The 25,156-nt window shown below is 55.8% G+C and carries 24 protein-coding genes and 1 tRNA gene; 17 read left to right on the top strand and 8 right to left on the bottom strand.

What is annotated here, in order from left to right; translation table 11 throughout:
- The first annotated feature begins 8 nt into the window (after positions 1-8).
- The 4 genes from recA to AVO44_RS00855 all read left to right on the top strand — a co-directional run bounded on the left by recA (position 9) and on the right by AVO44_RS00855 (position 5,152).
- On the top strand, positions 9-1,076 hold the full coding sequence (gene recA, locus AVO44_RS00870; RefSeq protein WP_068331329.1) for a recombinase RecA: 1,068 nt from the start codon (positions 9-11) through the stop codon (positions 1,074-1,076).
- A 138-nt stretch (positions 1,077-1,214) separates the two neighbouring features.
- Positions 1,215-3,884 carry an alanine--tRNA ligase gene (alaS, locus tag AVO44_RS00865; protein ID WP_068331327.1) on the top strand — a complete coding sequence of 890 codons (2,670 nt, stop codon included), beginning with the start codon at positions 1,215-1,217 and terminating at the stop codon, positions 3,882-3,884.
- Position 3,885: 1 nt separating this feature from the next.
- A complete protein-coding gene (locus AVO44_RS00860; RefSeq protein WP_068331325.1) occupies positions 3,886-4,173 on the top strand; it encodes a DUF1330 domain-containing protein in 288 nt (95 codons plus the stop codon).
- 355 nt (positions 4,174-4,528) lie between these two features.
- Positions 4,529-5,152, top strand: coding sequence for a transglutaminase-like cysteine peptidase (locus AVO44_RS00855; RefSeq protein ID WP_068331322.1), 624 nt, complete (start codon positions 4,529-4,531; stop codon positions 5,150-5,152).
- Between the two features lie 157 nt (positions 5,153-5,309).
- On the opposite strand, the gene AVO44_RS00850 is transcribed toward AVO44_RS00855, so the two are convergent.
- The 6 genes from AVO44_RS00850 to AVO44_RS00825 form a co-directional block, all read right to left on the bottom strand.
- A complete protein-coding gene (locus AVO44_RS00850; protein ID WP_068331320.1) occupies positions 5,310-6,257 on the bottom strand; it encodes a hypothetical protein in 948 nt (315 codons plus the stop codon).
- A gap of 299 nt (positions 6,258-6,556) precedes the next feature.
- Positions 6,557-8,374: a translational GTPase TypA gene (gene typA, locus AVO44_RS00845; RefSeq protein WP_068331318.1), complete on the bottom strand. Its 1,818-nt coding sequence runs from the start codon at positions 8,372-8,374 to the stop codon at positions 6,557-6,559.
- Positions 8,375-8,450: 76 nt separating this feature from the next.
- Entirely contained in the window at positions 8,451-8,786 is a 336-nt protein-coding gene (locus AVO44_RS00840) for a DMT family transporter (RefSeq protein WP_068331317.1), read from the bottom strand.
- Positions 8,787-9,158: 372 nt separating this feature from the next.
- Positions 9,159-10,316, bottom strand: coding sequence for an HD domain-containing protein (locus AVO44_RS00835; RefSeq protein ID WP_068331315.1), 1,158 nt, complete (start codon positions 10,314-10,316; stop codon positions 9,159-9,161).
- Entirely contained in the window at positions 10,313-10,558 is a 246-nt protein-coding gene (locus AVO44_RS00830; protein WP_068331313.1) for a hypothetical protein, read from the bottom strand. Before AVO44_RS00830 ends, AVO44_RS00835 begins: the two co-directional genes overlap by 4 nt.
- Complete coding sequence (locus tag AVO44_RS00825; protein WP_068331311.1) at positions 10,558-11,211, bottom strand: alpha/beta hydrolase; 654 nt, start codon at positions 11,209-11,211, stop codon at positions 10,558-10,560. Before AVO44_RS00825 ends, AVO44_RS00830 begins: the two co-directional genes overlap by 1 nt.
- Positions 11,212-11,387: 176 nt before the next feature.
- Here AVO44_RS00825 and iscR point away from each other — a divergent pair, with 176 nt between their 5' ends.
- The 9 genes from iscR to AVO44_RS00780 all read left to right on the top strand — a co-directional run bounded on the left by iscR (position 11,388) and on the right by AVO44_RS00780 (position 19,021).
- Positions 11,388-11,846, top strand: a complete 459-nt coding sequence (gene iscR, locus AVO44_RS00820) for a Fe-S cluster assembly transcriptional regulator IscR (RefSeq protein ID WP_068332565.1) — start codon at positions 11,388-11,390, stop codon at positions 11,844-11,846.
- 60 nt (positions 11,847-11,906) lie between these two features.
- Positions 11,907-12,950 carry a cysteine desulfurase family protein gene (locus AVO44_RS00815; protein WP_068331310.1) on the top strand — a complete coding sequence of 348 codons (1,044 nt, stop codon included), beginning with the start codon at positions 11,907-11,909 and terminating at the stop codon, positions 12,948-12,950.
- Positions 12,951-12,968: 18 nt separating this feature from the next.
- Positions 12,969-14,489 carry a Fe-S cluster assembly protein SufB gene (sufB, locus tag AVO44_RS00810; protein WP_068331308.1) on the top strand — a complete coding sequence of 507 codons (1,521 nt, stop codon included), beginning with the start codon at positions 12,969-12,971 and terminating at the stop codon, positions 14,487-14,489.
- 71 nt (positions 14,490-14,560) lie between these two features.
- Positions 14,561-15,316, top strand: coding sequence for a Fe-S cluster assembly ATPase SufC (gene sufC, locus AVO44_RS00805; RefSeq protein ID WP_068331306.1), 756 nt, complete (start codon positions 14,561-14,563; stop codon positions 15,314-15,316).
- Complete coding sequence (locus AVO44_RS00800; RefSeq protein ID WP_068331304.1) at positions 15,316-16,596, top strand: SufB/SufD family protein; 1,281 nt, start codon at positions 15,316-15,318, stop codon at positions 16,594-16,596. The genes sufC and AVO44_RS00800 overlap by 1 nt, the downstream gene beginning before the upstream one ends.
- Positions 16,596-17,081, top strand: a complete 486-nt coding sequence (locus tag AVO44_RS00795) for a YIP1 family protein (protein WP_068331302.1) — start codon at positions 16,596-16,598, stop codon at positions 17,079-17,081. The genes AVO44_RS00800 and AVO44_RS00795 overlap by 1 nt, the downstream gene beginning before the upstream one ends.
- Positions 17,078-17,644 (top strand): Yip1 family protein, encoded by a 567-nt coding sequence (locus AVO44_RS00790; RefSeq protein ID WP_068331299.1) that lies wholly within the window; start codon positions 17,078-17,080, stop codon positions 17,642-17,644. Before AVO44_RS00795 ends, AVO44_RS00790 begins: the two co-directional genes overlap by 4 nt.
- Before the next feature lie 13 nt (positions 17,645-17,657).
- Complete coding sequence (locus tag AVO44_RS00785) at positions 17,658-18,878, top strand: cysteine desulfurase (RefSeq protein ID WP_068331297.1); 1,221 nt, start codon at positions 17,658-17,660, stop codon at positions 18,876-18,878.
- 66 nt (positions 18,879-18,944) lie between these two features.
- A tRNA-Arg gene (locus tag AVO44_RS00780) sits at positions 18,945-19,021 on the top strand.
- A 132-nt stretch (positions 19,022-19,153) separates the two neighbouring features.
- Here AVO44_RS00780 and mepK read toward each other — a convergent pair.
- Entirely contained in the window at positions 19,154-19,723 is a 570-nt protein-coding gene (mepK, locus tag AVO44_RS00775; protein ID WP_068331295.1) for a peptidoglycan L,D-endopeptidase MepK, read from the bottom strand.
- 354 nt (positions 19,724-20,077) lie between these two features.
- Here mepK and AVO44_RS00770 point away from each other — a divergent pair, with 354 nt between their 5' ends.
- Genes AVO44_RS00770 through AVO44_RS00755 form a run of 4 tightly spaced genes read left to right on the top strand, consistent with a single transcriptional unit; the run spans position 20,078 to position 24,315 of the window.
- Positions 20,078-21,682: a L,D-transpeptidase family protein gene (locus AVO44_RS00770; protein ID WP_068331293.1), complete on the top strand. Its 1,605-nt coding sequence runs from the start codon at positions 20,078-20,080 to the stop codon at positions 21,680-21,682.
- A gap of 33 nt (positions 21,683-21,715) precedes the next feature.
- A complete protein-coding gene (locus AVO44_RS00765) occupies positions 21,716-22,807 on the top strand; it encodes a UDP-3-O-(3-hydroxymyristoyl)glucosamine N-acyltransferase (protein WP_068331291.1) in 1,092 nt (363 codons plus the stop codon).
- 32 nt (positions 22,808-22,839) lie between these two features.
- Entirely contained in the window at positions 22,840-23,097 is a 258-nt protein-coding gene (locus tag AVO44_RS00760) for an acyl carrier protein (RefSeq protein ID WP_068331289.1), read from the top strand.
- Positions 23,098-23,106: 9 nt separating this feature from the next.
- Positions 23,107-24,315, top strand: coding sequence for a beta-ketoacyl-[acyl-carrier-protein] synthase family protein (locus AVO44_RS00755; protein ID WP_068331287.1), 1,209 nt, complete (start codon positions 23,107-23,109; stop codon positions 24,313-24,315).
- Positions 24,316-24,370: 55 nt separating this feature from the next.
- Here the strand turns inward: AVO44_RS00755 and AVO44_RS00750 are convergent, their stop codons facing one another.
- On the bottom strand, positions 24,371-24,964 hold the full coding sequence (locus AVO44_RS00750) for an invasion associated locus B family protein (protein ID WP_068331285.1): 594 nt from the start codon (positions 24,962-24,964) through the stop codon (positions 24,371-24,373).
- Between the last annotated feature and the right edge of the window lie 192 nt (positions 24,965-25,156).

The following is a 25,156-nucleotide window of genomic DNA, read 5'->3' as shown; positions in this document are numbered from 1 at the left end:
ACAGGACAATGGCGGATCTTCTGACGATGAGCGATAAGAAAAACGCAGACAAGCAAAAGGCGCTCGACAGTGCGCTGGCACAGATTGAGCGGCAGTTTGGCAAAGGCTCGATCATGAAGCTGGGCGAAAACGCCAAGCAGGACATTGATGCAAGCTCAACCGGTTCGCTGGGTTTGGACATTGCGCTGGGGATCGGCGGTTTGCCGATGGGGCGGATTGTTGAGATCTACGGCCCGGAAAGCTCAGGCAAGACAACCTTGACCCTTCACTGCATTGCCGAGCAGCAGAAACGCGGTGGCGTCTGCGCATTTGTCGATGCCGAGCATGCGCTGGACCCGCAATACGCCCGCAAACTGGGAGTTGATCTGGATGAGTTGCTGATCTCGCAGCCTGACACTGGTGAACAGGCGCTTGAGATTACCGATACTCTGGTGCGATCGGGTGCGGTGAACATGGTAGTGGTCGACTCGGTGGCGGCATTGACGCCGAAATCCGAACTTGAGGGCGATATGGGCGACAGCAATGTCGGCGTGCAGGCTCGATTGATGAGCCAGGCGATGCGCAAGCTGACCGGCTCAATCAGCCGCTCGAACTGTATGGTTATTTTCATCAACCAGATTCGCATGAAAATCGGTGTGATGTTTGGCAGCCCTGAAACCACCACGGGCGGCAATGCGCTTAAGTTCTACAGCTCGGTCCGTCTGGACATTCGCCGTATCGGGGCGATCAAGGACCGTGACGAAGTGGTCGGCAACCAGACGCGTGTCAAGGTCGTAAAGAACAAGGTGGCCCCGCCGTTCAAGCAGGTGGAATTCGACATCATGTATGGCGAAGGTATCTCGAAAATGGGCGAGCTGCTGGATTTGGGTGTCAAGGCTGGTGTTGTCGAAAAGTCAGGTTCGTGGTTCAGCTATGGCGACGAACGGATCGGGCAGGGGCGTGAAAATGCCAAGCAGTACTTGCGCGACAACAGCCGCGCGGCACTTGAAATCGAAGATAAAATTCGCGCAGCGCATGGTTTGGATTTCGACATGCCCCCGGGCGCAGCAGAGGATGACGATATCCTCGAAGCTTGATACTTTTTAAACCAGCATGAGCAGGGCGGCCTTTCGGGGCCGCCTTGCGACGTTCAGAGCCGCCAATGCTGTGGACTATCCGAAAGGAGGGGGCTAAACCCATTTCAACACAATATGATTGCGCGCTGAGAGAGCCTTATGCCAACGCTGAATGATATCCGTTCGACCTTTCTTAACTACTTTGCCAAGCAGGGGCACGAGGTGGTCGCGTCCAGCCCTCTGGTTCCGCGCAATGACCCGACGTTGATGTTCGTGAATTCCGGCATGGTCCAGTTCAAAAACCTGTTCACCGGGGTAGAAACCCGAGACTATCAGCGTGCCACCACCGCGCAGAAATGTGTACGCGCAGGCGGGAAGCACAATGATTTGGACAATGTCGGCTACACCGCGCGCCATCATACTTTCTTTGAAATGCTGGGTAACTTTTCGTTCGGCGATTACTTCAAGAACGATGCGATTCCATTTGCTTGGGAACTGATAACAAAGGAATTCGGGATTGATAAAAATCGCCTGCTGACCACGGTCTATCATACCGATGATGAGGCGTTTGAGATCTGGAAGAAGGTCGGCGTGCCGGAAGACAGGATCATTCGCATCGCGACGAATGATAATTTCTGGCAGATGGGCCCGACCGGCCCCTGCGGACCGTGCACAGAGATTTTCTTTGATCATGGGGATCATATCTGGGGTGGCCCTCCGGGTTCGGCCGAGGAAGATGGTGACCGATTTATTGAGATCTGGAACATTGTTTTCATGCAGAACGAGCAGTTCGAAGACGGCTCGATGGTCGAACTCGACATGCAGTCGATCGACACCGGCATGGGGCTGGAACGGATTGGAGCGTTGCTGCAAGGCAGCCACGACAATTATGACACCGACTTGTTCAAAACGCTGATCGAAGCTTCGGCGGACGCTACCGGTGTTGATCCATATGGCGAACAGAACGTTCATCATCGGGTCATCGCGGACCACCTGCGTTCGACGTCTTTCCTGATTGCGGATGGGGTGATGCCGTCGAATGACGGTCGCGGATACGTACTGCGCCGCATCATGCGTCGCGCGATGCGTCACGCGCATTTACTGGGTGCAAAAGACCCGGTGATGCATCGTCTGGTGCCGACTCTGGTGCAGCTGATGGGCGCGCAGTATTCGGAACTGGGTCAGGCACAGGCGCTGATCGAAGAGACATTGCTGCTTGAGGAAACGAGGTTCAAGCAAACGCTGGATCGCGGTTTGAAGCTGCTGGATGACGAAGTTGCCGGCTTGCCTGAAGGTGCAGCACTGCCGGGTGAGGCGGCGTTTAAGCTTTACGATACGTATGGTTTCCCGCTGGACCTGACGCAGGATGCGCTGCGTGAAAAGGGCCGGACAGTGGATACGGACGGTTTTGATGCAGCCATGGCCGAGCAAAAGGCCAAGGCCCGGGCGGCATGGGCTGGGTCTGGTGAGTCTGCGGATCAGGCTGTGTGGTTTGATGTGCTGGATGGTGCCGGAGCGACGGATTTTCTGGGCTACGATACCGAAAAGGCTGAAGGTCAGGTGGCTGCGTTGATCATTGATGGCGTTTTGGTCGACAAGATCGATAGGGGCGGCAGCGGCTGGATCGTCGTGAACCAGACCCCATTCTATGGTGAGGCAGGCGGTCAGGTTGGAGACACTGGCGTAGTCCGCCGTTTGGAAAACCGTGATGACGTTGCAAATGTCGAAGACACCAAGAAGTTCGCCGACGGTAAAATCTATGCCCACAAGGTCTCGGTCGCTAGCGGCACTTTGTCGAAAGGTGACGCCGTAGAACTTGAAGTGAATCACGTTCGGCGGACGGCTATCCGGGCCAACCACTCTGCTACGCACCTGCTGCACGAGGCCCTGCGCGAAACGCTGGGCGATCACGTGGCTCAGCGTGGTTCGTTGAATGCAGCTGACCGGTTGCGGTTTGATTTCAGCCACTCAAAGGCGCTCAGCCGAGAGGAAATTCAGAAGGTCGAGCGCGAGGTAAACGCGTTCATCCGCCAGAACTCGGCCGTTGAGACGCGGATCATGACGCCAGATGATGCCCGGGAATTGGGTGCTCAGGCTTTGTTTGGCGAGAAATACGGCGACGAGGTTCGTGTTGTTTCAATGGGCAAGGCGCCCACCGGTAAAGGGCAGGATGGAGAAACCTGGTCAATCGAGCTGTGTGGCGGCACCCATGTGCGTCAGACCGGCGATATCGGTACCTTTGTGGTGCTTGGTGATAGCGCCAGCAGCGCGGGCGTTCGTCGGATTGAGGCTCTGACTGGCGATGAGGCGCTGAGACATCTGTCGGCGCAAGATCAACGGTTAGGTCAGATTGCGGTGGAGCTAAAGGCGCAGCCAGACGACGTTGTCAGCAGGGTCAAGTCGTTGCTGGACGAGCGTAAGGCTCTGCAAAATGAAGTCGCTCAGCTGCGTCGCGATCTGGCCATGGCCGGAGGTTCAGGGCAGGGCGGGGCAGAGGCGCGCGACGTGAATGGTGTTCCTTTCCTGGCCCAGGCGCTGACGGGGGTTTCGGGCAAGGATCTGCCCGCGCTGATCGATGAACACAAAAGCCGTTTGGGCTCGGGTGCCGTGCTTTTGATTGCGGATGCGGGCGGGAAGGCGGCTGTGGCTGCTGGTGTTACATCGGACCTGATCGACAAAGTGTCAGCGGTCGATCTGGTGCGGGCGGCTGTGTCTGAATTAGGCGGCAAGGGCGGCGGTGGACGTCCTGATATGGCGCAAGGCGGTGGCCGCGATGCGTCGAATTCCGACGCGGCAATCAAAGCCGCCGAACAAGTTTTGGGAGGATAAGATGCCCGCACTCTGGATTGCCCACGTGACCGTGACCGACGACGAAGCTTACGGTAAATATGCTGAACTGGCTGGCCCCGCGATTGCCAAGCACGGGGGCGTGTTTATCGCGCGTGCTGCCCGGTATGTGCAGTTGGAAGGTAAAGAGCGTCCACGCAACGTGGTTGCCCGGTTTCCGTCGGTCGAAGCTGCCGTTGAGTGTTACAACTCGCCCGAATATCAGAAAGCGCTAGACCACGCACGAGGCGCCAGTGAGCGTGAGCTAATGGTTGTTGAGATAACAGAGTAACAAAAACGCGTGATTCAGCCGCAACCAAAAGTTGTGTAAGCGGATTTTAGCCAATCTAGCAGGCAGTCGACATCCTCGGCTGCCTTAAATTTTCCTTACTCGAATTAATTTCAATTTTACAAGTAGTTACCAAGTGAATTGCCGGGTTTCGCCGCGCAAGCTTTCTTGGAATTGTGGCCGTGCGCCCTCAATTCTTGCCTGAAATGGTCAAAGTGTCGAACGGATTTCCGCCTTTTTTTCCCTGCAACTTCACCTCTGATTGAACAGGCGATCCCGTCGATTGATATTAAGGTACAACAATCTACGGTCCCGTTTGTCTGCAATCGAGTGGGTAAATTTAGACCGGGGAACAGGCATGAAACCGTTGAGCACTGAAGTCAGAGCCTCATTTGCGCGCTTTAAATCGCCTTTAGGTCGACTTGTTGTCATTTGTGCCCTGGCTGTCGGAGCGATGGTTGCAGGCTCGGGCGCGGACGCAAGCGAAGGCCGCTTCATAAAGGCAGTTGCTGTTTCACCTCCACCGTCTGGTGCCCGACAATTGTGCCGGAAATACAGTTGGGCTTGCGCGACGAGAACGTCTGCGCCACTGACGAGCCAGCAAGAAATGAAGATTATTCATCGTGTGAATCGTCAAGTGAATGCAACAACACGTTCGGTGACAGATTTTTCGCAGTATAGAACTGCCGAGAGATGGGCGTTGCCGACCTCGCGTGGTGGGGATTGCGAAGACTTTGCCTTGCTGAAAAAGCGCGATCTGATCCGCGCAGGTGTTGATCCCAGCAAATTGCTCATTGCTACCGTGTTGGATGCAAAGCGTAACTCGCATGCAGTACTGATTTACCGATCGGCGGGCGGGGATCTGGTTTTGGACAACTTGACCAATCAGATCAAGTCATGGTCCGCGACACGGTATCTGTTTCTTCGGATGCAAAATCCGCGGAAGCCCAGCGGATGGGTAGGCGTATATGCCCGCAGTTGAGCCCCTGTGTTCGCCCGTATTTTTCTCTCGGTTTCGGGGAAGTTAAGTCAAAACCAAGGGCGACCGACTGGCCGCCCATTGTAGTGTTTCATTGGCGTTCATTGAGTTGGCTGGGTGACCAAGCGTCACGAAACGCCAGCCACACTCCGCTTTTCGGTTAGAATACTCCGCCGCTGCCTGGGCCGTTGGCATTGCCACCGCCAACGCCTCCGCCAGTACCGGCACCGCCGGAGTTTCCGCCGTCACCCTGGCCGTTATTGCTGCCACCGTTTCCGGTGCCGGGGCCGGAACCGCCAGTGTTGCCTCCGCCGTTTCCAGTGTTTTCGTTGTTTCCGTTGCCGTTGCCCGGACCGCCGTTATTGCCGCCGTTGCCGTCGCCAGTGTTACCGCTGTCGCCGTTGTTGCCGCCGTTGCCGTCGCCAGTGTTACCGCTGTCGCCGTTATTGCCGCCGTTGCCGTTGCCGTCATTGCCGCCGTCGCCATTATTGCCGCCGTTGCCGTTGCCGTCATTGCCGCCGTCGCCATTGTTGCCACCGTTGCCGTCGCCGTCATTGCCGCCGTCGCCATTGTTGCCACCGTTGCCGTCGCCGTCATTGCCGCCGCTGCCATTGTTGCCGCCGTTGCCGTCGCCGTCATTGCCGCCGTCGCCATTGTTGCCGCCGGATCCGCCGTCTCCGCCGCCAGATCCACCACCATCGCCGCCGCCGTCTCCACCGCCGTCACCACTGTCGCCTCGGGTTGGGGATGGGGATGCTCCGCCACCATCGCTTCCACTGCCATCTGAAGTGGCACCCGAAAGGCCAGAAGTTGCATCTTCACCGTCTCTTTGTGCGGCTGTGGTTGCAGTGGGAACATCTGTTAACACCGCTGCAAAGGCCGGGCAGGCCTCAAGCGTACGGGACAAAATATCCTCAAAATCATCTCTGCGCTGGATATAGCGAAGCATCCGGGTGTCGACGACCGTGCAATTGCACAAGGTGTCCGTCGATACGGACTGACGCGCTGTTTTGATGTTGCACCTTTCGGCAAGTGCCACGTCAGCAGTGACCAGCGGAAATGTTGCAGATACAAAAACGACCGATAATAAACGGGACTTCACGCGCATGGCGCCACTCCTTCAAACTCGTTACTAACTCAGACGCACTATAATTGTGCTACACGCCTTGGTACAAAAATAATGCCACACTTCAACCACAATTACACCCGTTTTGCGCCATGTTTTCAAGTGCTGTTGAGGCGCAGTTGCCTTTGTGGCAGCCCGCATGCCGGTATTAATTCATATAAAACAATTAGAAAGCCCGCCGGCTTGGCGGGCTTTGTGAGATTTGAACTACCGAGTGCAAAATGCAAATTCGTCAAAAGTGTGACATTGTTGCCATTGTCGCAACAATCGCATTAAGTAAGTCAGGCCGATTTCGCCATGCGTTTGCGTTCGTGCGGGTCCAGGAAGCGTTTACGCAGACGCACGGCGTTCGGCGTAACCTCGACCAGTTCATCATCATCGATATATGCGATCGCTTCTTCGAGTGAAAATTGGACATGCGGCGTCAAACGAACGGCGTCGTCAGAACCGCTTGCGCGGACGTTTGTCAGCTTTTTGCCCTTCAGGGGGTTCACTTCAAGATCATTGTCGCGAGAATGTTCGCCGATCACCATTCCCTGATAAACATCTGCTTGCGGACCGACGAACATGCGTCCGCGTTCTTCGAGGTTCCAAAGGGCATAGGCCACGGCCTGACCATTCTCCATCGAGATCAAAACGCCTGCGCGGCGGCCCGGGATTGGGCCCTTATGCGCAGCCCATCCGTGAAACACGCGGTTCAGAACGCCAGTGCCACGAGTATCGGTGAGGAACTCTCCGTGATAGCCAATCAACCCACGGGACGGCACATGCGCGATGATCCGGGTCTTACCAGCGCCGGCAGGGCGCATTTCGACCAGCTCACCCTTGCGTGCACCAGTGATTTTTTCGATGACCGAACCAGAGTATTCATCGTCTACGTCGATGGTGACTTCTTCGATGGGCTCAAGGCGTTGTCCGTCTTCCTCGCGGAACAGGACCTGAGGGCGCGAGATGCTGAGTTCAAAGCCTTCGCGGCGCATGTTTTCGATCAAGACGCCCATCTGCAATTCGCCACGACCGGCGACTTCGAACGCCTCACCGCCGGGGGTGTCGGTGACACGGATGGCGACGTTGGATTCAGCTTCTTTCATCAGGCGATCGCGGATCACGCGCGATTGCACTTTTTTGCCATCACGACCGGCCAGCGGTGAGTCGTTGATGCCGAAGGTCACGGTGATGGTTGGCGGGTCGATGGGCTGGGCGGGCAGAGCCTCTTCGACTTGGGGCGATACCAGCGAGTCGGCCACCGTCGCCTTGCTCATTCCTGCGATGGTTACGATATCGCCTGCTTCGGCTTTGTCGATAGGTTGCTGTGCGAGGCCGCGGAAGGCCAGAATTTTCGAGGCGCGGAAGTTCTCGATCAGTGTCCCGTTACGGCTGAGCGCCTTGAGGCTGTCACCGGCTTTCAGCGTCCCGCTTTCGACGCGCCCGGTCAGGATGCGGCCGATGAAAGGGTCGTTGCCCAATGTGGTGGCCAGCATGCGGAATGGCTCATCCTTGCGCTCGGCTTGTTTTGGCGCAGGAACATGGTCGACGATCAGGTCGAACAGGGCAGTGAGATCCTTGCGTGGCCCGTCCAGTTCCATATCCGCCCAGCCCGAACGACCCGAGGCGTACATGGCCGGAAAATCAAGCTGGTCATCATCCGCGCCGAGGTTGGCGAACAGATCGAAACACTCATCCAGCGCGCGATCAGGTTCGGCATCAGGTTTGTCGACCTTGTTTAAAACGACAATGGGACGCAAACCCAGCGCTAGCGCCTTGGAGGTCACGAATTTCGTTTGAGGCATCGGACCTTCGGCGGCATCGACCAACAGGACCACACCGTCAACCATGCTGAGGATACGCTCGACCTCACCCCCAAAATCGGCGTGGCCTGGGGTGTCGACGATGTTGATCCGCGTACCCTTCCACTCGACCGACGTCGCTTTGGCCAGAATGGTGATCCCACGCTCGCGCTCAAGATCGTTGCTGTCCATGGCGCGTTCGGCCACGGCCTGATTTTCCCGGAACGCACCGGATTGTTTGAGCAGCTCGTCCACCAGGGTCGTTTTACCGTGGTCCACGTGAGCGATGATTGCGATATTGCGCAGGTCCATGAGAGGTCAGCCTTTGAACGGGAAGTTGCCGCGCGCATAGCGTGGTTTGAGCAAATAGACCAGCCCTAACCGGTGATCAGTGGCCGACCGTTCTGGAAAACAGGTGAATGATCAGAATACCGCCCAGAATCATCAGCAATCCGATGACAGCAGGCCAATCGAGTCTCTGCCCAAAAACGATAAAACCGATGACCGCGATAAAAAAGATTCCGAGCCCGGACCAGATAGCATAGACAATTCCGACCGGCATGTACTTCAGGGTAAGGCCAAGCAGGTAAAAAGCGATACCGTAGCTGATGACAACCAGAACGGATGGCCAGAAACGGCTGAATTGCTGGCTGGCTTGCAAGGACGTGGTGCCGATGGTTTCGGCGAGAACCGCCAGCAGCAGGAAGAAGTAGGCTTTGGGCACGATGAAAATCTCAACGAAAGTTTTGTGAGGTTGAGCATGAAAAAAGCCTGGCGAGCAAGAATATTCTGGGCTTTATCCATCTTTTGTTTAACCTGCCAGGTGGTGTGAAGTATGGATAACCTGACTACTAGTGCGGATCATTTTCGGATAGGAAGCTTCTGATTTTAAAGGTTTTTGCTGGGCGGCTGTTTGTTGCACGAAACTTACGGGTATTCTCGTATTTGTTTCGGTAAAGATTGTGGTGCTTGGGTGGCTAACTGACGGGGGGTCCGTCGACACAACGCGGCCATTTTGTTGAGCGGTTAGATGGTTTTAGGGTTTTAGCGCCTGCCGAAACAGGGGAAAAGGGGCCGTTGTGCCCCTTTTTCTTTTCTAAGTGCTGACTGTCGTCGCGAAATAGGTATCGAGCTGCGGTTTGAGCCACGCCCACAGACCCGGAGCGCCACGGCGAATCGGAACTCCCACGCGTTGGTCAATCTGCGCAAGCGTGACATTGTAATCCGCCCAAGTCCCGCCGTCAGTGGCGAGGTTTCCGACCGGAGCCTGGAACCGGTCCACAGCTTTGGCAAAGCGGGCATCCGGGCTGTCGGCTGCTTCGAACTCTTGCCACAACGACAGGAACTCAGCCTTTTGTTCGCTGGGCAACAACCCGAACAGACGCTCGGCGGCTGCCTGTTCCTCGGCTTCCTGAGCAGCGTGGTCGACCTGACCATGAATGGGGTGATCCCCGGCGTCGATTTCGACGATGTCGTGCAACAGCAGCATTTGCAAAACGCGGTCGATTGAGACGTCGGGCGCTGCCTGTCCAGAAAGAATCCAGGCAAATATCATGATGTGCCACGAGTGTTCAGCCGAATTCTCGCGCCGGTGACCGCTGAGCAAGCGCGAGGCTCGGTAGACGGATTTCAGTTTGTCGGTCTCTGCGAGAAAACCTAGCCTGATCGAGAACTCGGTTTCTGCGGGTGGATGCCCGTTCAGCAGGCTTTGAGCTGCGCTGTAGGCGTCTGGGAACTCGGACTCGAGATAGGCCGCTCGCCCACTGCTCAGGTTTTCCTGTACAATAGTTAGATGATCCGGATTGGCGTGCGGCGCGCACAGCACCTGAAACATTGGTTGGCAGCGATCAAGGTACTTGGCAAACCTAGCGTCAGGAGTTTGGTCGGCCTCAAACTCACGCCAAAGATGCAGGCATTCCGTAGCCTGATCAGAGGGCAACAGGCCAAACACTTCAACCGCTGCGGCTTGCTCGGCCTGTTCGACCGCATTCCAATCGGTTTTCAGGTGTATCGGATGATCGCCGACGACAATCTCGACCAGATCGTGCAGCAACAACATGCGAATGACGCGGTTGATGCACACAGCTTCATCTGCCAGCGGCTGCATGACCAAAGCCCACAGCGCAAGTTGCCAGCTATGTTCTGCCGCGTTTTCGGGGCGGGACTGGTCAAGCAGAAAGTTGGCGCGGTCAACCGATTTCAGGCTGTCCGCGCGTTTCAGAAATTCGATTTGCGCAGACAGTCTGTCGCTCATTGTTTTTCTATCGCTTTTGTTTTTGCGCGGTGATCAGACAGTCTTTTGATCACGAAGTTCCGGGCTTTGCGTTCTGCCAGCCTTACGCGGATCTCGGTCAGAAACGCTTCTTCCAACGTCTGAGAGGACGCACCCAAAAGTTCGCCCACTTCAACAAAAAACCGATCGTCACCGGTTTCATCCATGACTTTCATCGTGTCCTCGGCCAGTTTAGAGGCGAGGGTAATGATGGTGTCAGACATCAGCGCGTATTCTCGGTCAAGCGGCGTTTCACATAATCACTTACATCGGTGATCAGCGTATCCATGTGACGGTCCTGAAAAAAGTGGTCAGCGCCTTCAACCTCGGTATGGGTGATGGTGATTCCCTTTTGCTCGTGCAGTTTGCTTACCAGTGCTGTCGTATCGGCCGGAGGCGCCACTCGGTCGGCAGATCCGTTGATGATCAGGCCAGACGACGGGCAGGGGGCCAGAAACGAAAAGTCGTACATATTTGCAGGGGGCGATACGCTGATGAAACCCGTAATCTCGGGTCGGCGCATCAAAAGCTGCATACCGATCCACGCACCGAACGAGAATCCGGCAACCCAGCAATGCTTGGAGTTGTTGTTCATGGATTGCAAGTAATCCAACGCCGATGCTGCGTCGCTGAGTTCACCTACGCCCTGATCATATTCGCCCTGGCTGCGGCCCACGCCACGGAAATTGAACCGTAAGACGGTGAAGCCCATGTTATAAAAGGCATAGTGCAGGTTGTACACGACCTTGTTATTCATCGTCCCGCCAAATTGTGGGTGCGGATGAAGCACGATGGCGATCGGTGCGTCTTTTTCCTTTTGCGGGTGGTAACGGCCTTCTAGGCGGCCTTCGGGTCCGGGAAAAATCACCTCGGGCATGTGTGCTTTGGTCCTGTCTTGTTTTCTGGGTGCCGCGATAGGCTTGACGGCTATCTTCCTGCACCTTAGAACGGTTCTAACTACTTTGCGTCGCGCACGACGCTGCTTGTCGGAGATACGCACTGGCAGCGGCGGCGTCAATGTTTTCGCGCGATATCAGCTTTAAGGGGAATAGAATGAAGCTTTCAACCAAAGGTCGTTATGCCATGGTTGCTCTGGCTGATATCGCGCTTCAGCCGGACGATAAGCTTGTTACTTTGGGCGAGATATCCGAGCGTCAGGACATTTCGCTGCCTTATCTCGAGCAGTTGTTCGTAAAACTGCGCCGAGCCAACCTTGTATCTTCGGTTCGCGGGCCGGGTGGGGGATATCGTCTGGCGCGCGCTGCTTCGGAAATTCGCGTGGTCGAAATCTTGTCAGCCGTAGACGAAACAGTAGACGCTTTGCAAAAAGGGGCAGGGGCGTCTGGTGCGTCTTCGGGAAGCCGGGCGCAATCCTTGACCAACCGTTTGTGGGAAAGCCTGAGCGCACATGTCTACGTGTTCCTGCATCAGACGCGGTTGTCCGATGTGATAAAGAACGATCTGGCCCCGTGTCCCGCCGTTCCAAGTCTGTTTGCTGTAGTGGACGAGTAATACGATGCATCTGTTGATCGTTATTTGTTTGGGTCTTGGCATTGGGGAAAAGGTGAATCCATGAGTCGTATTTACCTTGACCACAATGCAACGACCCCTCTGCGCCCCGAGGCCCGAGAGGCGATGATCGCGGCGATGGATTTGTGCGGCAACCCATCTTCGGTGCATGCCGAGGGTCGTGCAGCGAAGGCACTGATCGAGCGTGCCCGCGCTCAAGTCGCCGCGGCATTCGGAGCGGATGGTGCCGATATCGTGTTTACATCAGGCTCGACCGAAGGTGCGGCGCTTGCGCTGGCCGGGCGCGGTCTGCATGGCTCGGCCGTGGAACATGACGCAGTCAGGTCGTGGATCACCGAGGATCTTATCGCGGATGCGTCTGGCCGGATTGACGTCGTTGATCCCGAGGCTTCGACTTTGCAGCTTGCCAACTCGGAAACCGGGATTGTTCAGACGCTGCCAGCGGGTCTGGCGGTTACCGACGCGACGCAGGCATTTGGCAAGCTACCGGTTGCCTTCAACTGGTTGGGCGCGCAGATGGCTTTGATCTCGGCGCACAAGCTGGGCGGTCCGAAAGGTGTTGGCGCAGTCGTGATGAAACGTGGAACCGATTTGGCCGCCCAGATCAAAGGTGGCGGTCAGGAAATGGGTCGTCGCTCGGGAACGGAAAATGTCATTGGAATCGCGGGATTTGGGGCTGCGGCTGAAGCCGCTGCCCGCGATTTGGCCAATGGTGTTTGGGAACAAGTGAAAGAATTTAGAAATATTCTAGAAATGGCTCTTGAGGCCGGTTCTAAATCTACTATTTTTATCGGAAAAGAGCAGGACCGCCTGCCAAACACCCTGTGTTTTGCTACCCCCGGTTGGAAGGGCGAAACCCAGGTGATGCAGATGGATCTGGCAGGATTTGCGGTAAGCGCAGGTTCGGCCTGCTCAAGCGGAAAGGTGCGCGCTAGCGCGGTCCTTACCGCGATGGGATTCGATGAGGTTACAGCTGCCAGCGCGATACGCGTGTCGCTGGGACCTTCGACGACAGAAGAGAACGTGCTGCGCTTTGCTGAAGCGTGGTTGGAAAAAGAAAAGAAACATCGCGCGCGTGCCGCGTGACCTGACGGAGAAAACGACATGGCCGCATTGGACCAGACCCAGGTAAAAGAAGGCGTCGATCAGGAAACCGTTGACGCGGTGCGCGAGGTCGGAACCTACAAATACGGCTGGGATACTGATATCGAGATGGAGTACGCACCCAAGGGTGTGAACCCCGATATCGTTCGACTGATCTCTGAAAAAAACGAAGAGCCCGAGTGGATGACCGAGTGGCGTTTGTCGGCCTTCGAACGCTGGACCAAAATGGACGAGCCGAAATGGGCGATGGTCCATTATCCGCCAATCGACTTTCAGGACCAGTATTACTACGCCCGTCCGAAATCGATGGAAGAAAAGCCGAAATCGCTGGATGAGGTCGACCCCAAGCTGCTGGCAACCTACGAAAAGCTTGGCATTCCCTTGAAAGAACAGATGATTCTGGCCGGTGTTGAAGGTGCGGAAAATATCCCCGCCGAAGGGCGCAAGGTTGCTGTGGATGCTGTTTTCGACTCCGTGTCTGTCGGCACGACGTTCCAGGATGAGCTGGCAAAGCATGGCGTGATCTTCTGCTCAATCTCCGAGGCGATCAAAGAGCACCCCGAACTGGTCAAAAAGTATCTCGGCACTGTTGTTCCGGTGTCGGATAACTTCTACGCCACATTGAACTCGGCCGTGTTTTCGGATGGTTCATTCGTTTATATCCCGCCGGGCGTTCGCTGCCCGATGGAGTTGAGCACCTATTTCCGCATCAACGCTGAAAACACAGGCCAATTCGAACGGACGCTTATCATTGCTGATAAGGGCTCTTACGTCTCGTATCTGGAAGGCTGCACCGCACCTCAGCGTGATACGGCACAGCTGCATGCCGCTGTGGTCGAAATCATCGTCGAAGAAGACGCCGAGGTTAAGTACTCGACCGTTCAGAACTGGTTCCCCGGGGACGAAAACGGCAAGGGCGGCATTTACAACTTCGTGACCAAGCGCGCCGATTGTCGCGGTGATCGGTCCAAGGTGATGTGGACACAGGTGGAAACGGGCTCTGCTGTAACGTGGAAGTACCCGTCCTGCATCCTGCGCGGCAATGAAAGCCAGGGCGAGTTTTATTCAATCGCGATTACAAACAACATGCAGCAAGCCGATACCGGCACGAAGATGGTGCATTTGGGTAAGAACACCAAGTCGCGCATTGTGTCCAAGGGTATCAGCGCGGGCAAGGCACAAAATACCTATCGCGGGTTGGTGTCGATGCACCCCAAGGCAAAAGACAGCCGGAACTACACGCAATGCGACAGCTTGTTGATCGGCGATAAATGTGGCGCCCACACGGTTCCGTATATCGAGGTCAAAAACAACTCGAGCCGCGTTGAGCACGAGGCGACGACGTCCAAAGTGGACGACGATCAGCTGTTCTATTGCCGCCAGCGCGGTATGGACGAAGAGGAAGCCGTGGCGCTGGTCGTCAACGGGTTCTGCAAGGATGTCCTGCAAGCTCTGCCGATGGAATTTGCCATGGAAGCACAGCAATTGGTCGCCATCAGCCTCGAAGGATCTGTGGGCTGACCTCCTGCTTTTTATCTACTCAAAAATAAGCGGGGCAAGCGCCCCTTAAGCGATACCCCAAAGGACAAAACATGCTGGAAATCAAGAACCTGCACGTACAGCTGGAAGAAGAAGACAAGCGGATTCTCAAAGGCGTAGACCTCACGGTTGAGGCCGGAAAAGTGCACGCGATCATGGGGCCGAACGGCTCGGGTAAGTCAACGCTCAGCTATGTGCTGTCCGGACGTGACGGGTATGAAGTCACCGAAGGTTCGGCCACGCTGGACGGGCAAGACCTGCTTGAGATGGAGCCTGAAGAGCGCGCCGCGGCTGGCATCTTCCTGGCATTTCAGTACCCGGTCGAAATCCCGGGTGTTGGAAACATGACCTTTCTGCGGACTGCGGTGAACGCACAGCGAAAGGCACGTGGCGAAGATGAACTGTCGGCGGCTGAATTCCTGAAGGTTGTTCGCGCGAAAGCGAAGTCGCTGAAGATTGATGCTGACATGCTCAAGCGTCCGGTGAACGTCGGGTTTTCAGGCGGCGAGAAGAAGCGCAACGAAATCCTGCAAATGGCGATGCTTGAGCCTAAGATGTGCATCTTGGACGAAACCGACTCGGGCCTTGATGTGGACGCGATGAAGCTGGTGTCCGAAGGTGTGAATGCATTGCGTGACGCGGGCCGGGGTTTTCTTGTGATTACCCACTATCAGCGTTTGCTGGATCACATCAAACCAGATGTCGTTCACATCATGGCGGATGGGCGTATCGTGAAATCTGGCGGCCCTGAACTGGCGCTGGAAGTGGAACATAACGGGTATTCAGACATCCTGGCCGAGGTGAACTAATGGCCCTGCCGCAAGCAAAACAAACCGCAACCGAGGCGCGGCTTGCGTCTCTGACGATGCCGGATCCGGGCTGCACCAAGGCAGCGCGTGAGGGTGCCTTGGCTCGTGTAAATCAAATGGGCCTGCCGGGTCGCCGTGATGAATACTGGAAGTATACCCAACCCGACACGCTCGTTTCACCACAAGCACCGCAAGCGGCTGTTCTGGATGCAGGTGAACCATTGGTGTTCAGCGATGTGGATCGCCTGTCTATCGTCTTTATCGACGGCGTTTTTAGCCCGGAAGATTCGGACGACCTGACCCTTGAGGGTGTAACGATCGACCGTCTGGAGGATATCTGCTGCAAGGATATCCATTGGGCCAAAGAGTTGTATGGCAAGCTGGAAGAGCGGGGCCAGACCCCGGTGCAGCGACCGTTGGCAGCGCTGAATACGGCATATGCAACGGATGGTGTTGCCATTCACGTGACGGGTAAGCCGTCCAAGCCCATCAACTTTGTGTATCGCCATGAATCAGAGACATCAGATGCGATCCTGCATCACGTCATCCGTGTTGAAAGCGATGCGGAGGTGACCATCTTGGAAACCGGTCCGGCGGCGTCTCGGTTCAACAAGTGCATGGAGATCGACATTGCGGACAACGGCACGCTGCATCACATTCGTGCCCAGGGTCGCGATCACGAGCGGCGCGCTGTTACGCATATGTTCACTCGGCTGGGCAAAGAATCGACGTACAAGTCATTCACCCTCACCGTGAATGGTGTTCTGACCCGTAACGAACAGGTCGTGGAACTGACCGGTGATGATGCGGTTGCCCATGTGGCTGGCGCGTGTGTTGGGGATGGAGATTTCCTCCATGATGACACGGTGTTTATCACCCATGAAGCAGTGAACTGCGAAAGCCGCCAAGTGTTCAAGAAGGTCCTGCGCAACGGAGCGACAGGCGTATTCCAGGGCAAGATTCTGGTTAAAGAAGGTGCGCAGAAAACGGATGGGTACCAGATCAGTCAATCTTTGCTTCTGGATGATGATAGCCAGTTCCTCGCCAAGCCTGAACTTGAGATCTATGCAGATGACGTGGCCTGTTCGCACGGCTCGACATCAGGCGCAATCGACGAGACTGCGTTGTTCTACCTGCGCTCGCGGGGCGTTCCGTATAAGGATGCGACGAACATGCTGACCCTGGCCTTTCTGGCCGAGGCGGTAGACGAGATAGAAGACCGTGCGTTGGCGGAAGAGATCGTGACCCGTCTGGAAGGCTGGTTAGCGCGGCGTAGCTGATGCCTTTGACAGCAGATATCGTGGCCACGTATCGGGGGCCGGGGCGGGTGGTGCGCCGTCTGCTTGATCTTGGGCAGCGGGAAGACCGGGCGCTGATTTTCGTCATGGGGTTCTGCGTGATAGCCTTTATCGCGCAGCTTCCGGCGCTTGCGCGCAGGGCACATCTGGAAGGGCTGGAGTTGAATATGCTGATGGGCGGAGCCTTGTTGGGCTCCGTAATCATCCTGCCTCTGGTTCTATATGTGCTTGCGTTCGTGTCCTATGGTGCGGCACGTTTGGCTGGCGGACGCGGTTCGGCCTATGGTGCCAGGCTTGCGCTCTTTTGGGCATTGTTGTCGTCCACACCTCTGGTGCTGCTGAATGGCCTTGTCGCAGGCTTCTTGGGACCCGGCCCGGCACTGACACTTGTCGGGGTCATATGGCTTGCGGTTTTTATCTGGTTCTGGCTGGCAGGCCTCCGACAAGCGCAAAGGCAAGCGGAATGAATAGCATAACTTTGGGCAACCTCGCGGTGATGACCCTGACCAACCCGGCCGAGGCCGCGCGTCATCTACTGGCCTTTCGCCCCGGACGCGAAGTTCTGTGGCTTGGTTTTTTTCTGGCCGTCGTACTGAATGGTCTTGTGCAGTTCGGTTTTGACTACCTTATGCCAGTTCCGGATGGCTTCGAAGCCCCGCCGCCTGAACCGATTTTCATGGGTCTGGTTCGTTCCGGAGCCCTGATACTTTTCAGTATTGCGGCGTTCCTTTTGGCCGGACGTCTGCTTGGCGGGGTCGCCTCTTTTACTGAGATCATGACGCTGACAATCTGGCTGCAATACCTACAGATTACGGCAATGTTCATCACCCTGGTGCTTGCTATTGCGATGCCGTTTCTGATGGTACTGTTTCTGTTTGCCACCGCGATAGTGAGCCTTTACGTCACGCTCCATTTTCTTAATGAAGCGCATAAATTCGGAACGCTCTGGAAGTCTTTCGGGGTCATTGTGCTGTCTGCCTTGATCGCATTGCCGTTTGTCCTGGCACTGACACCCAGCGGACCGGTATAGGGATAGAAATACCATGTATGACGTAGAAAAAATTCGCGCAGATTTTCCAATCCTATCGCGCGAGGTGAACGGAAAGCCGCTGACCTATTTGGACAACGGTGCCTCGGCGCAGAAGCCGCAGATCGTTATAGATGCTGTGACCCGTGCATATTCCGAGGAGTATTCGAATGTGCATCGCGGTCTGCATTACCTGTCCAATCTGGCGACCGAGAAATACGAGGCCGTGCGCGGAACGATCGCCGAGTTTCTTGGGGCAGTGAATGAGAATGAAATCGTGCTGAACTCGGGCACGACCGAAGGTATCAATCTGGTTGCCTACGGTTGGGCCATGCCGCGTCTACAAGCGGGTGATGAGATTGTTCTCAGCGTCATGGAGCATCACGCCAATATCGTGCCCTGGCATTTTCTGCGTGAACGTCAAGGCGTTGTCCTGAAATGGGTCGATGTGGATGCGGATGGCGGGCTGGATCCGCAGGCCGTGATTGATGCGATTGGCCCCAAAACCAAGCTTGTGGCTGTAACACATTGCTCGAATGTTCTGGGAACAGTAGTTGACGTGAAGGCAATCACCGAAGGCGCGCATGCCAAGGGTGTGCCAGTACTGGTCGATGGCAGCCAAGGCGCCGTACACTTGCCTGTCAACGTTAAGGATATTGGCTGCGACTTTTACGCGATCACCGGGCACAAGCTCTATGGTCCGTCTGGTTCGGGTGCGATTTATATCAAGTCCGAGCGCATGGCCGAGATGCGCCCCTTCATAGGCGGCGGGGACATGATCAAAGAGGTCAGCAAGGATCAGGTGATCTACAACGATCCGCCCATGAAATTCGAGGCTGGTACACCTGGCATCGTGCAGACGATAGGTCTGGGTGTTGCGCTTGAATATATGATGGATCTGGGTATGACGAACATCGCTGCCCATGAGGCGGGCCTACGCGACTATGCTATGCAAAAGCTAACTGGTCTGAACTGGTTGCAGATGCAGGGCACTCGTCCCGACAAGGCCGCGATCTTCAGCTTTTCGCTGGACGGGGCAGGTCATGCGCATGACGTCTCCACTATTCTCGACAAGAAAGGTGTTGCCGTACGGGCGGGCCACCATTGCGCTGGTCCGCTGATGGATTTCTACGGCGTGACTGCAACCTGCCGGGCGAGTTTTGGCCTCTATAACACCAAGGATGAGGTCGATACCCTGATCGACGCGCTTGAATTGGCGCATGATCTCTTTGCGTGAAACTTGACTGATCCGGGCTGATTTTCAGTTGCACCCGGATCGGAACAAGGTTAGCTAACGGCACAGGCACCTGTAGCTCAGCTGGATAGAGCGCTGCCCTCCGAAGGCAGAGGCCAGAGGTTCGAATCCTCTCAGGTGCGCCATACTCTTCACTTGGGCTTGAGCTAATCATATTGCGCTGACGTTTATGCTGCGCGTCGTTTTCGTTTGAGCCACTCCGCAAAAACAAAGAGCGCCCTCGGGCGCTCATCGTTCAGAAGTATTCCCCAAGGGCGTTAACCGCCCCAGCTGCGAACTTCACCGCAATCCATATGGACAAAATTTGAGCGCGAATACTTGCCGACGCCGCCAGCGCGACACGATATGGCAGCCCGTGCCATTTGCGAAACCGAGCGTGAAGAGAGACGCAGATCCGCCGCCTGACCTTTCATGTGGAGCGAGTTTTTGGCGACTCTGCGCGAGCGGGATCGAAGCATTGCATTTGTTTTGGGCGAACGGTAGCCGGACAGCAACATATAGGGCTCGTTGACATCCAGCAGATTGTGCGCGGCCGCCATGATGTCGATCGTGCGTAAATCCATGTCTTTGACCTGATCGGTCCGCCAATCGCGCATGAAATGATTTACTTCTTTAACGGCATCTTTGATGTATTTCCCGTCTACCCAATAAACCATATCAATCCGCTCACCAGTGCGACCGGAATACATGCGTATGCGCCTGATATCCCCTCCACCACGAAGGAAACCCGCTGCATTGGAATAAGTCGGTGAAGCCACAACTGCCGTGGCCGCAAATGCACCCAATAGGGCACGTCGGGTTAACCCCGAAGTACTGCTCATCGTCATTTTAGTTTCGTCCCGTACTGTTCCTGCCTGCACACGATGTTACGCGCGCCTTCTTAATTATTTCCCATCCCAGATGCGCAATTTATGCCACAGTCGGATTCGCCCGCCAAGAAGTCTTTCAGATTCAGCTTTTCTAGGGGGAATTTTCGGCGATTTTTTGCGCAGGTGATGAAATTATGTATAATACCGGGGCATTTGGCGGCAAGGAGCCGCCGTGCGATGCAAACACGCATCACGCGCTTGAAGATGCGTTTTATTAGTACATTTGTGAATAGACAAGCCATCGGGGTCGCCACCATATTTAGCGAGAGCGCACCCCAGCAGCAGAAAATAACGAATAATCAAGGCGATCTTATGATTTCAGGTTTTCGGACGCGTACTGTTATTGTCTTTACCGCACTATTTGTGTCTTCGGCTTCCATGGCGAGTGCCGAGCCACGGTCTTCAACGGCGTTTCAGATGGCCGTGGCCGAGTTCGTACCTACGGGCTCGGGGGTTGCAGAGTTTTACCGTGAAAACGGGTTTGCCCCGGTTTGGGTGGGCGAAACTCCTGAGCACGTGGCACGCCGGTCGAGGTTGATTCAGGCGCTTTCCTCGACGGATATGCATGGTTTGCCGCAAGGATCGTATAGCGTTCAGACCCTTATCGATAAGATGCAAACGGCGCGGACAACGCGCGACCTTGGTGCCGTGGAAATCAAACTGAGCAAGGCGTTTGTGGAATATGCGCGCAACCTTCAATCCGGTGCGCTGCGCCCGTCTGAGATCGACGATGGGCTGGTGCGAAAAGTTGAGAGGGTTTCAGCCAAGGATCACCTAAAGGGATTGGTCGCAGCACAGCACGATACTTATTTTGACCAGCTTGCGCCGCAATCGACGCAGTACCGCGCGTTGATGAAACAAAAGCTGGTTTTGGAGACACTCGTCAACCAAGGCGGGTGGGGGCCGACGGTTCCGGTGTCCAAACTGGAATATGGTGATACCGGTCCGAATGTAATTAAGCTGCGCAACCGGTTGGTTTCTATGGGATATCTGCGGCCAACCGCCAACCCTGAATTCGACGGCGCGATGCTGATCGCAGTAAAGGCATTTCAGGCTGACCACGGGCTTGCGACAGACGGCGTTGCCGGGCAAGACACCATCACTGAGCTGAACCGGAGCGCGTCGGAAAGGCTCAAAGCCGTGTATGTCGCGCTGGAGCGTGAGCGCTGGTTGCCGCGTGAACGCGGAGAACGCCACATTCTGGTGAACCAAGCTGATTTTTCAGCCAAGATTGTTGATGACGGATTAGTCACGTTTGAAACACGCACTGTCATTGGCAAAAATACTCACGATCGTCGCAGCCCTGAGTTCTCAGACGAGATGGAGCATTTGGTGATCAACCCCAGTTGGTACGTTCCGCGCTCGATCATCACCAAAGAGTATCTACCTAAACTGCAGTCCAACCCAAATGCGGTTGGGCATATCCACATCACGGATCGAAGCGGCCGTCAGGTAAACCGAGCAGCGGTGGATTTCACTCAGTTCAATGCTCGGAACTTCCCGTTTGCGATGCGTCAACCGCCGAGCCAAAGCAACGCTTTGGGCTTGGTCAAGTTCATGTTCCCCAACAAGTACAACATCTATCTACATGATACGCCTCAGAAAAACCTGTTCGCGCGCGAGGTTCGGGCCTTTTCGCATGGGTGTATCCGCTTGGCAGATCCGTTTGAGTTTGCCTATGCACTTTTGGCGAAGCAGGAAGAAGATCCAAAGGCGTTCTTCCATCGCGTTCTAGCCACAGGCAAGGAAACAACTGTTCAGTTGGAAGAACACGTGCCGGTCCATCTGATCTATCGTACGGCCTATATCGGCCCGAAGGGTAAGGTTCAGTATCGCCGCGATGTTTATGACCGTGATCGGAAAATCTGGGAAGCTTTGCAAAAGGCGGGGGTGGCCCTGCCGGACGTTCAGGGGTAATCAGCGGGGCAGATCCTTAATCAGAGAAGCCCCATGCAGTATTCAATCCAGCAAATAGCCGAGGCCCTGGGCGCCGAATATCGCGGCGATGGTAACCTTGTTGTCGCGCGTGCCGCTGAACCGGCAGATGCCGGTCCTACGGACCTAGCGATGGCGATGTCTCCGAAATATGCCGAGGCGCTGAACGGTGGTTCAGCGAAGGCGGCTGTTTTGTGGGAAGGCGCAGACTGGCAGGCAATGGGGCTGCAGGCTGCGATTTTTGTTGTCAGACCACGCATGGCAATGGCTGGAATCACAGCGATGTTGGACCGAGGGCAGGGTGTTGAGCCGGGCATTCACCCGTCGGCTGTGATAGACCCAAGCGCCGAAATCGGCGAGAGCGCCTCGGTCGGGCCACTGACAGTTATCGGAGCACGGGCTCGCATTGGTAGTGGTGCGGTGGTCGGACCTCACTGCGTTATCGGGGTTGACGCGGTTTTGGGGGAAAACGTGGTATTGCGCGAGATGGTCAGCATCGGTGCTCGTGTGCAGATTGGCGACCGCTTTATTGCGCAACCTGGCGCGAGGATCGGGGCCGATGGGTTCAGTTTTGTCACACCCGAGGTGTCAAATGTTGAAAACGTCCGCAAAACGATGGGTGACAAAGGCGATGCGCAGGCGCAAAGCTGGCAGCGCATTCACTCGCTGGGCGCAGTTGAGATCGGGGATGATGTCGAGGTCGGTGCCAATTGCACGGTCGATAACGGGACAATTCGAAACACCCGCATCGGCAACGGGACCAAGCTGGATAACCTTGTACATATTGGGCACAACACGCGTGTTGGTCAGGACTGTTTGATTTGCGGCCAAGCCGGAGTGTCCGGTTCGGTTGAAATTGGAAACAATGTGGTACTCGGTGGCCAGACTGGCGTGGTGGACAACATCTTTATCGGCGATGGCGTCATTGCGGGGGGCGGCACCAAAATCCTTTCGAATGTACCTGCGGGCCGGGTCATCATGGGCTACCCGGCCGTAAAAATGGAAACGCATACAGACATTTACAAAACGCAACGGCGCTTGCCCAGGCTGGCACGTGACGTCGAGGCGCTGAAAAAGGCTGTTTTCAAACAGCCCCCGAGCGATTAAATCACCCCCAACGGGATAATCAGAGGACCGACATGAGCATCACCGACCGCGTCATCGCAATCATTGCTGAGCAGGCCGTGCTGGAGCCTTCGGACGTTACACCTGAAAGTACGCTTGAGGATTTGGGGATCGACAGTTTGGGATTGGTCGAGAGCATTTTTGCAATCGAGGAAGAGTTCGATATCTCGGTACCCTTCAACGCGAACGAACCGGAAGCCAGCGATTTTGACATATCGAACGTTGCCGCCATCATCACCGGTATTGAAAAACTTGTGTCTGAAAAAGTCTGACATAACAGCATGAAACGCGTTGTTATTACCGGGGCAGGGACGATCAATTCGCTGGGTCATTCCGTCCCCGACACGTTCGAAGCCATGCGCGAAGGGCGTTGCGGTATCTCAGAGCTTGAGTTCCGCGATGTTGAGCGGCTGTCTATCCAAATCGGCGGCCAGGTGCGCGGGTTCGAGGCGGAAGGGCGCTTCAACCGCCAACAAATGAGCTTGTATGATCGCTTTACGCAATTCACGCTGACGGCAGCGAAAGAAGCGATTGACCAATCCGGAATCGAATTTCATGGTGAACTCGCAGCCCGCTCCGGGGTGGTGCTTGGTACTGCGGGCGGTGGTGTTTCGACTTGGGATGACAACTATCGTTCGGTTTACGAGGATGGCAAAAACCGCGTTCACCCCTTTGTTGTTCCCAAGTTGATGAATAATGCAGCGGCCAGTCATGTCTCGATGGAGCACAATCTAAAAGGGCCAAGCTTCACCGTCTCGACCGCGTGCGCCTCATCCAATCACGCAATGGCGCTGGCGTTTCAGATGGTCCGAAGTGGCGCGGCACCGGCGATGCTTACGGGTGGGTCGGAATCCATGCTGTGCTTTGGTGGCGTGAAGGCCTGGGAAGGGTTGCGCGTCATGTCCAAGGATGCCTGCCGACCGTTCAGTGCCAACCGCAACGGAATGGTGCAGGGCGAAGGCGCTGGTATATTCGTCTTTGAAGAATACGATCGCGCGCGCGCGCGCGGCGCGGATATCCTGTGTGAGGTCGTTGGCTTTGCCATGTCATCTGACGCGACTGACATCGTGATGCCCAGCAAACAGGGGGCGGCGCGGGCAATGTCCGGAGCGTTGGCTGATGCGCGTTTGGATGCGGATCAGGTCGGCTACATCAACGCCCATGGCACCGGTACCGCCGCGAATGATAAAACCGAATGCGCAGCAGTGGCCGACGTGTTTGGGCCGCATGCGGATGATCTAATGATATCGTCGACGAAATCCATGCATGGTCACCTGATCGGTGGCACAGGGGCGGTTGAATTGCTGGCCTGTATAATGGCGCTGCGCGACGGTGTGATCGCTCCAACAATCGGCTATGAAGAGCCTGACCCGGAATGCGCGTTGGATGTGGTGCCCAATGATGCGCGTGAAGCCAAGGTCGCCGTGGCGCTTAGTAACGCATTTGCCTTCGGCGGTTTGAACGCTGTTCTGGCGCTGAAAAAAGTTTGATTTGTGCACGCTGGAAGAAAAAACGCCACCGTTTCAACCCGGTGGCGTTTTTTAGTCAGTTCTGATTGACGCTCAGACCGTCGAAAGCCGCCGTAAATCCGTTCAATGACATGTCCATCTGCAACACTTGATCGGGGAAGCGCGCAGGGACCAGAGATACCACGGCCTTTGAACCGGACTTCATCGCCTCGATTTCTGGCTGGCTAAAGCCTAACTGAGCGATGCAACCAACGGGAACACAGTGATGATAGTTGTATAGTTTCCGCGGCGCGCCATCGATGGAAAGGGCAAGCTGCGCTTGCAACAGCGTTTCCAACGGCACGATCACGTTAGCCCAGGCAACCGCCGCGCCGCCTTCGGGAAGCTTGCCAATTGTCACTTCGGCCAGCGGCTCACCCTGTTGACCGTTGAGGATTTGAACCATGGCGCAGGGATCTTCGCCGGTTTGGGCCTTGATGCACGAGATTTCCCAATCACCGGAGGTTTCGCGAACGAACTGCTCTCCGACACGAGGGCCGGTGGTGCCAAGGTCCAGCCCGTTTTCCGCAGGCGCGGTTTCGGTCCCTTGCGACTGCGCCTCTTGCGCGCTGACCGCGCCAGAAATCAGCACGGCGGCTGATAAAGTAAGCGATAGAAGTTTCTTGATCATGAATGCCTCAGCACGTTGGTTGAGCTTTTTTGTGCGTCTTACCACCCTTGGATTATAGTGTCAGGTGTTAAGCTGCAAAATAGGGGAGATGTGATCGGATTTTTGCCATTTCACTTGTTGCGGCAGCACATTGTCCAGCAAAAAAGGGAGCCGGTGGAGCGGCCCCCTTTCGTAAATTTTTCTCCCCGTCGG

Source organism: Ruegeria profundi, from assembly GCF_001507545.1.
GTDB lineage: Bacteria > Pseudomonadota > Alphaproteobacteria > Rhodobacterales > Rhodobacteraceae > Ruegeria > Ruegeria profundi.
Note: the sequence above shows the minus strand (reverse complement) of the source record. Positions and strands in the feature narration are given on the sequence as shown.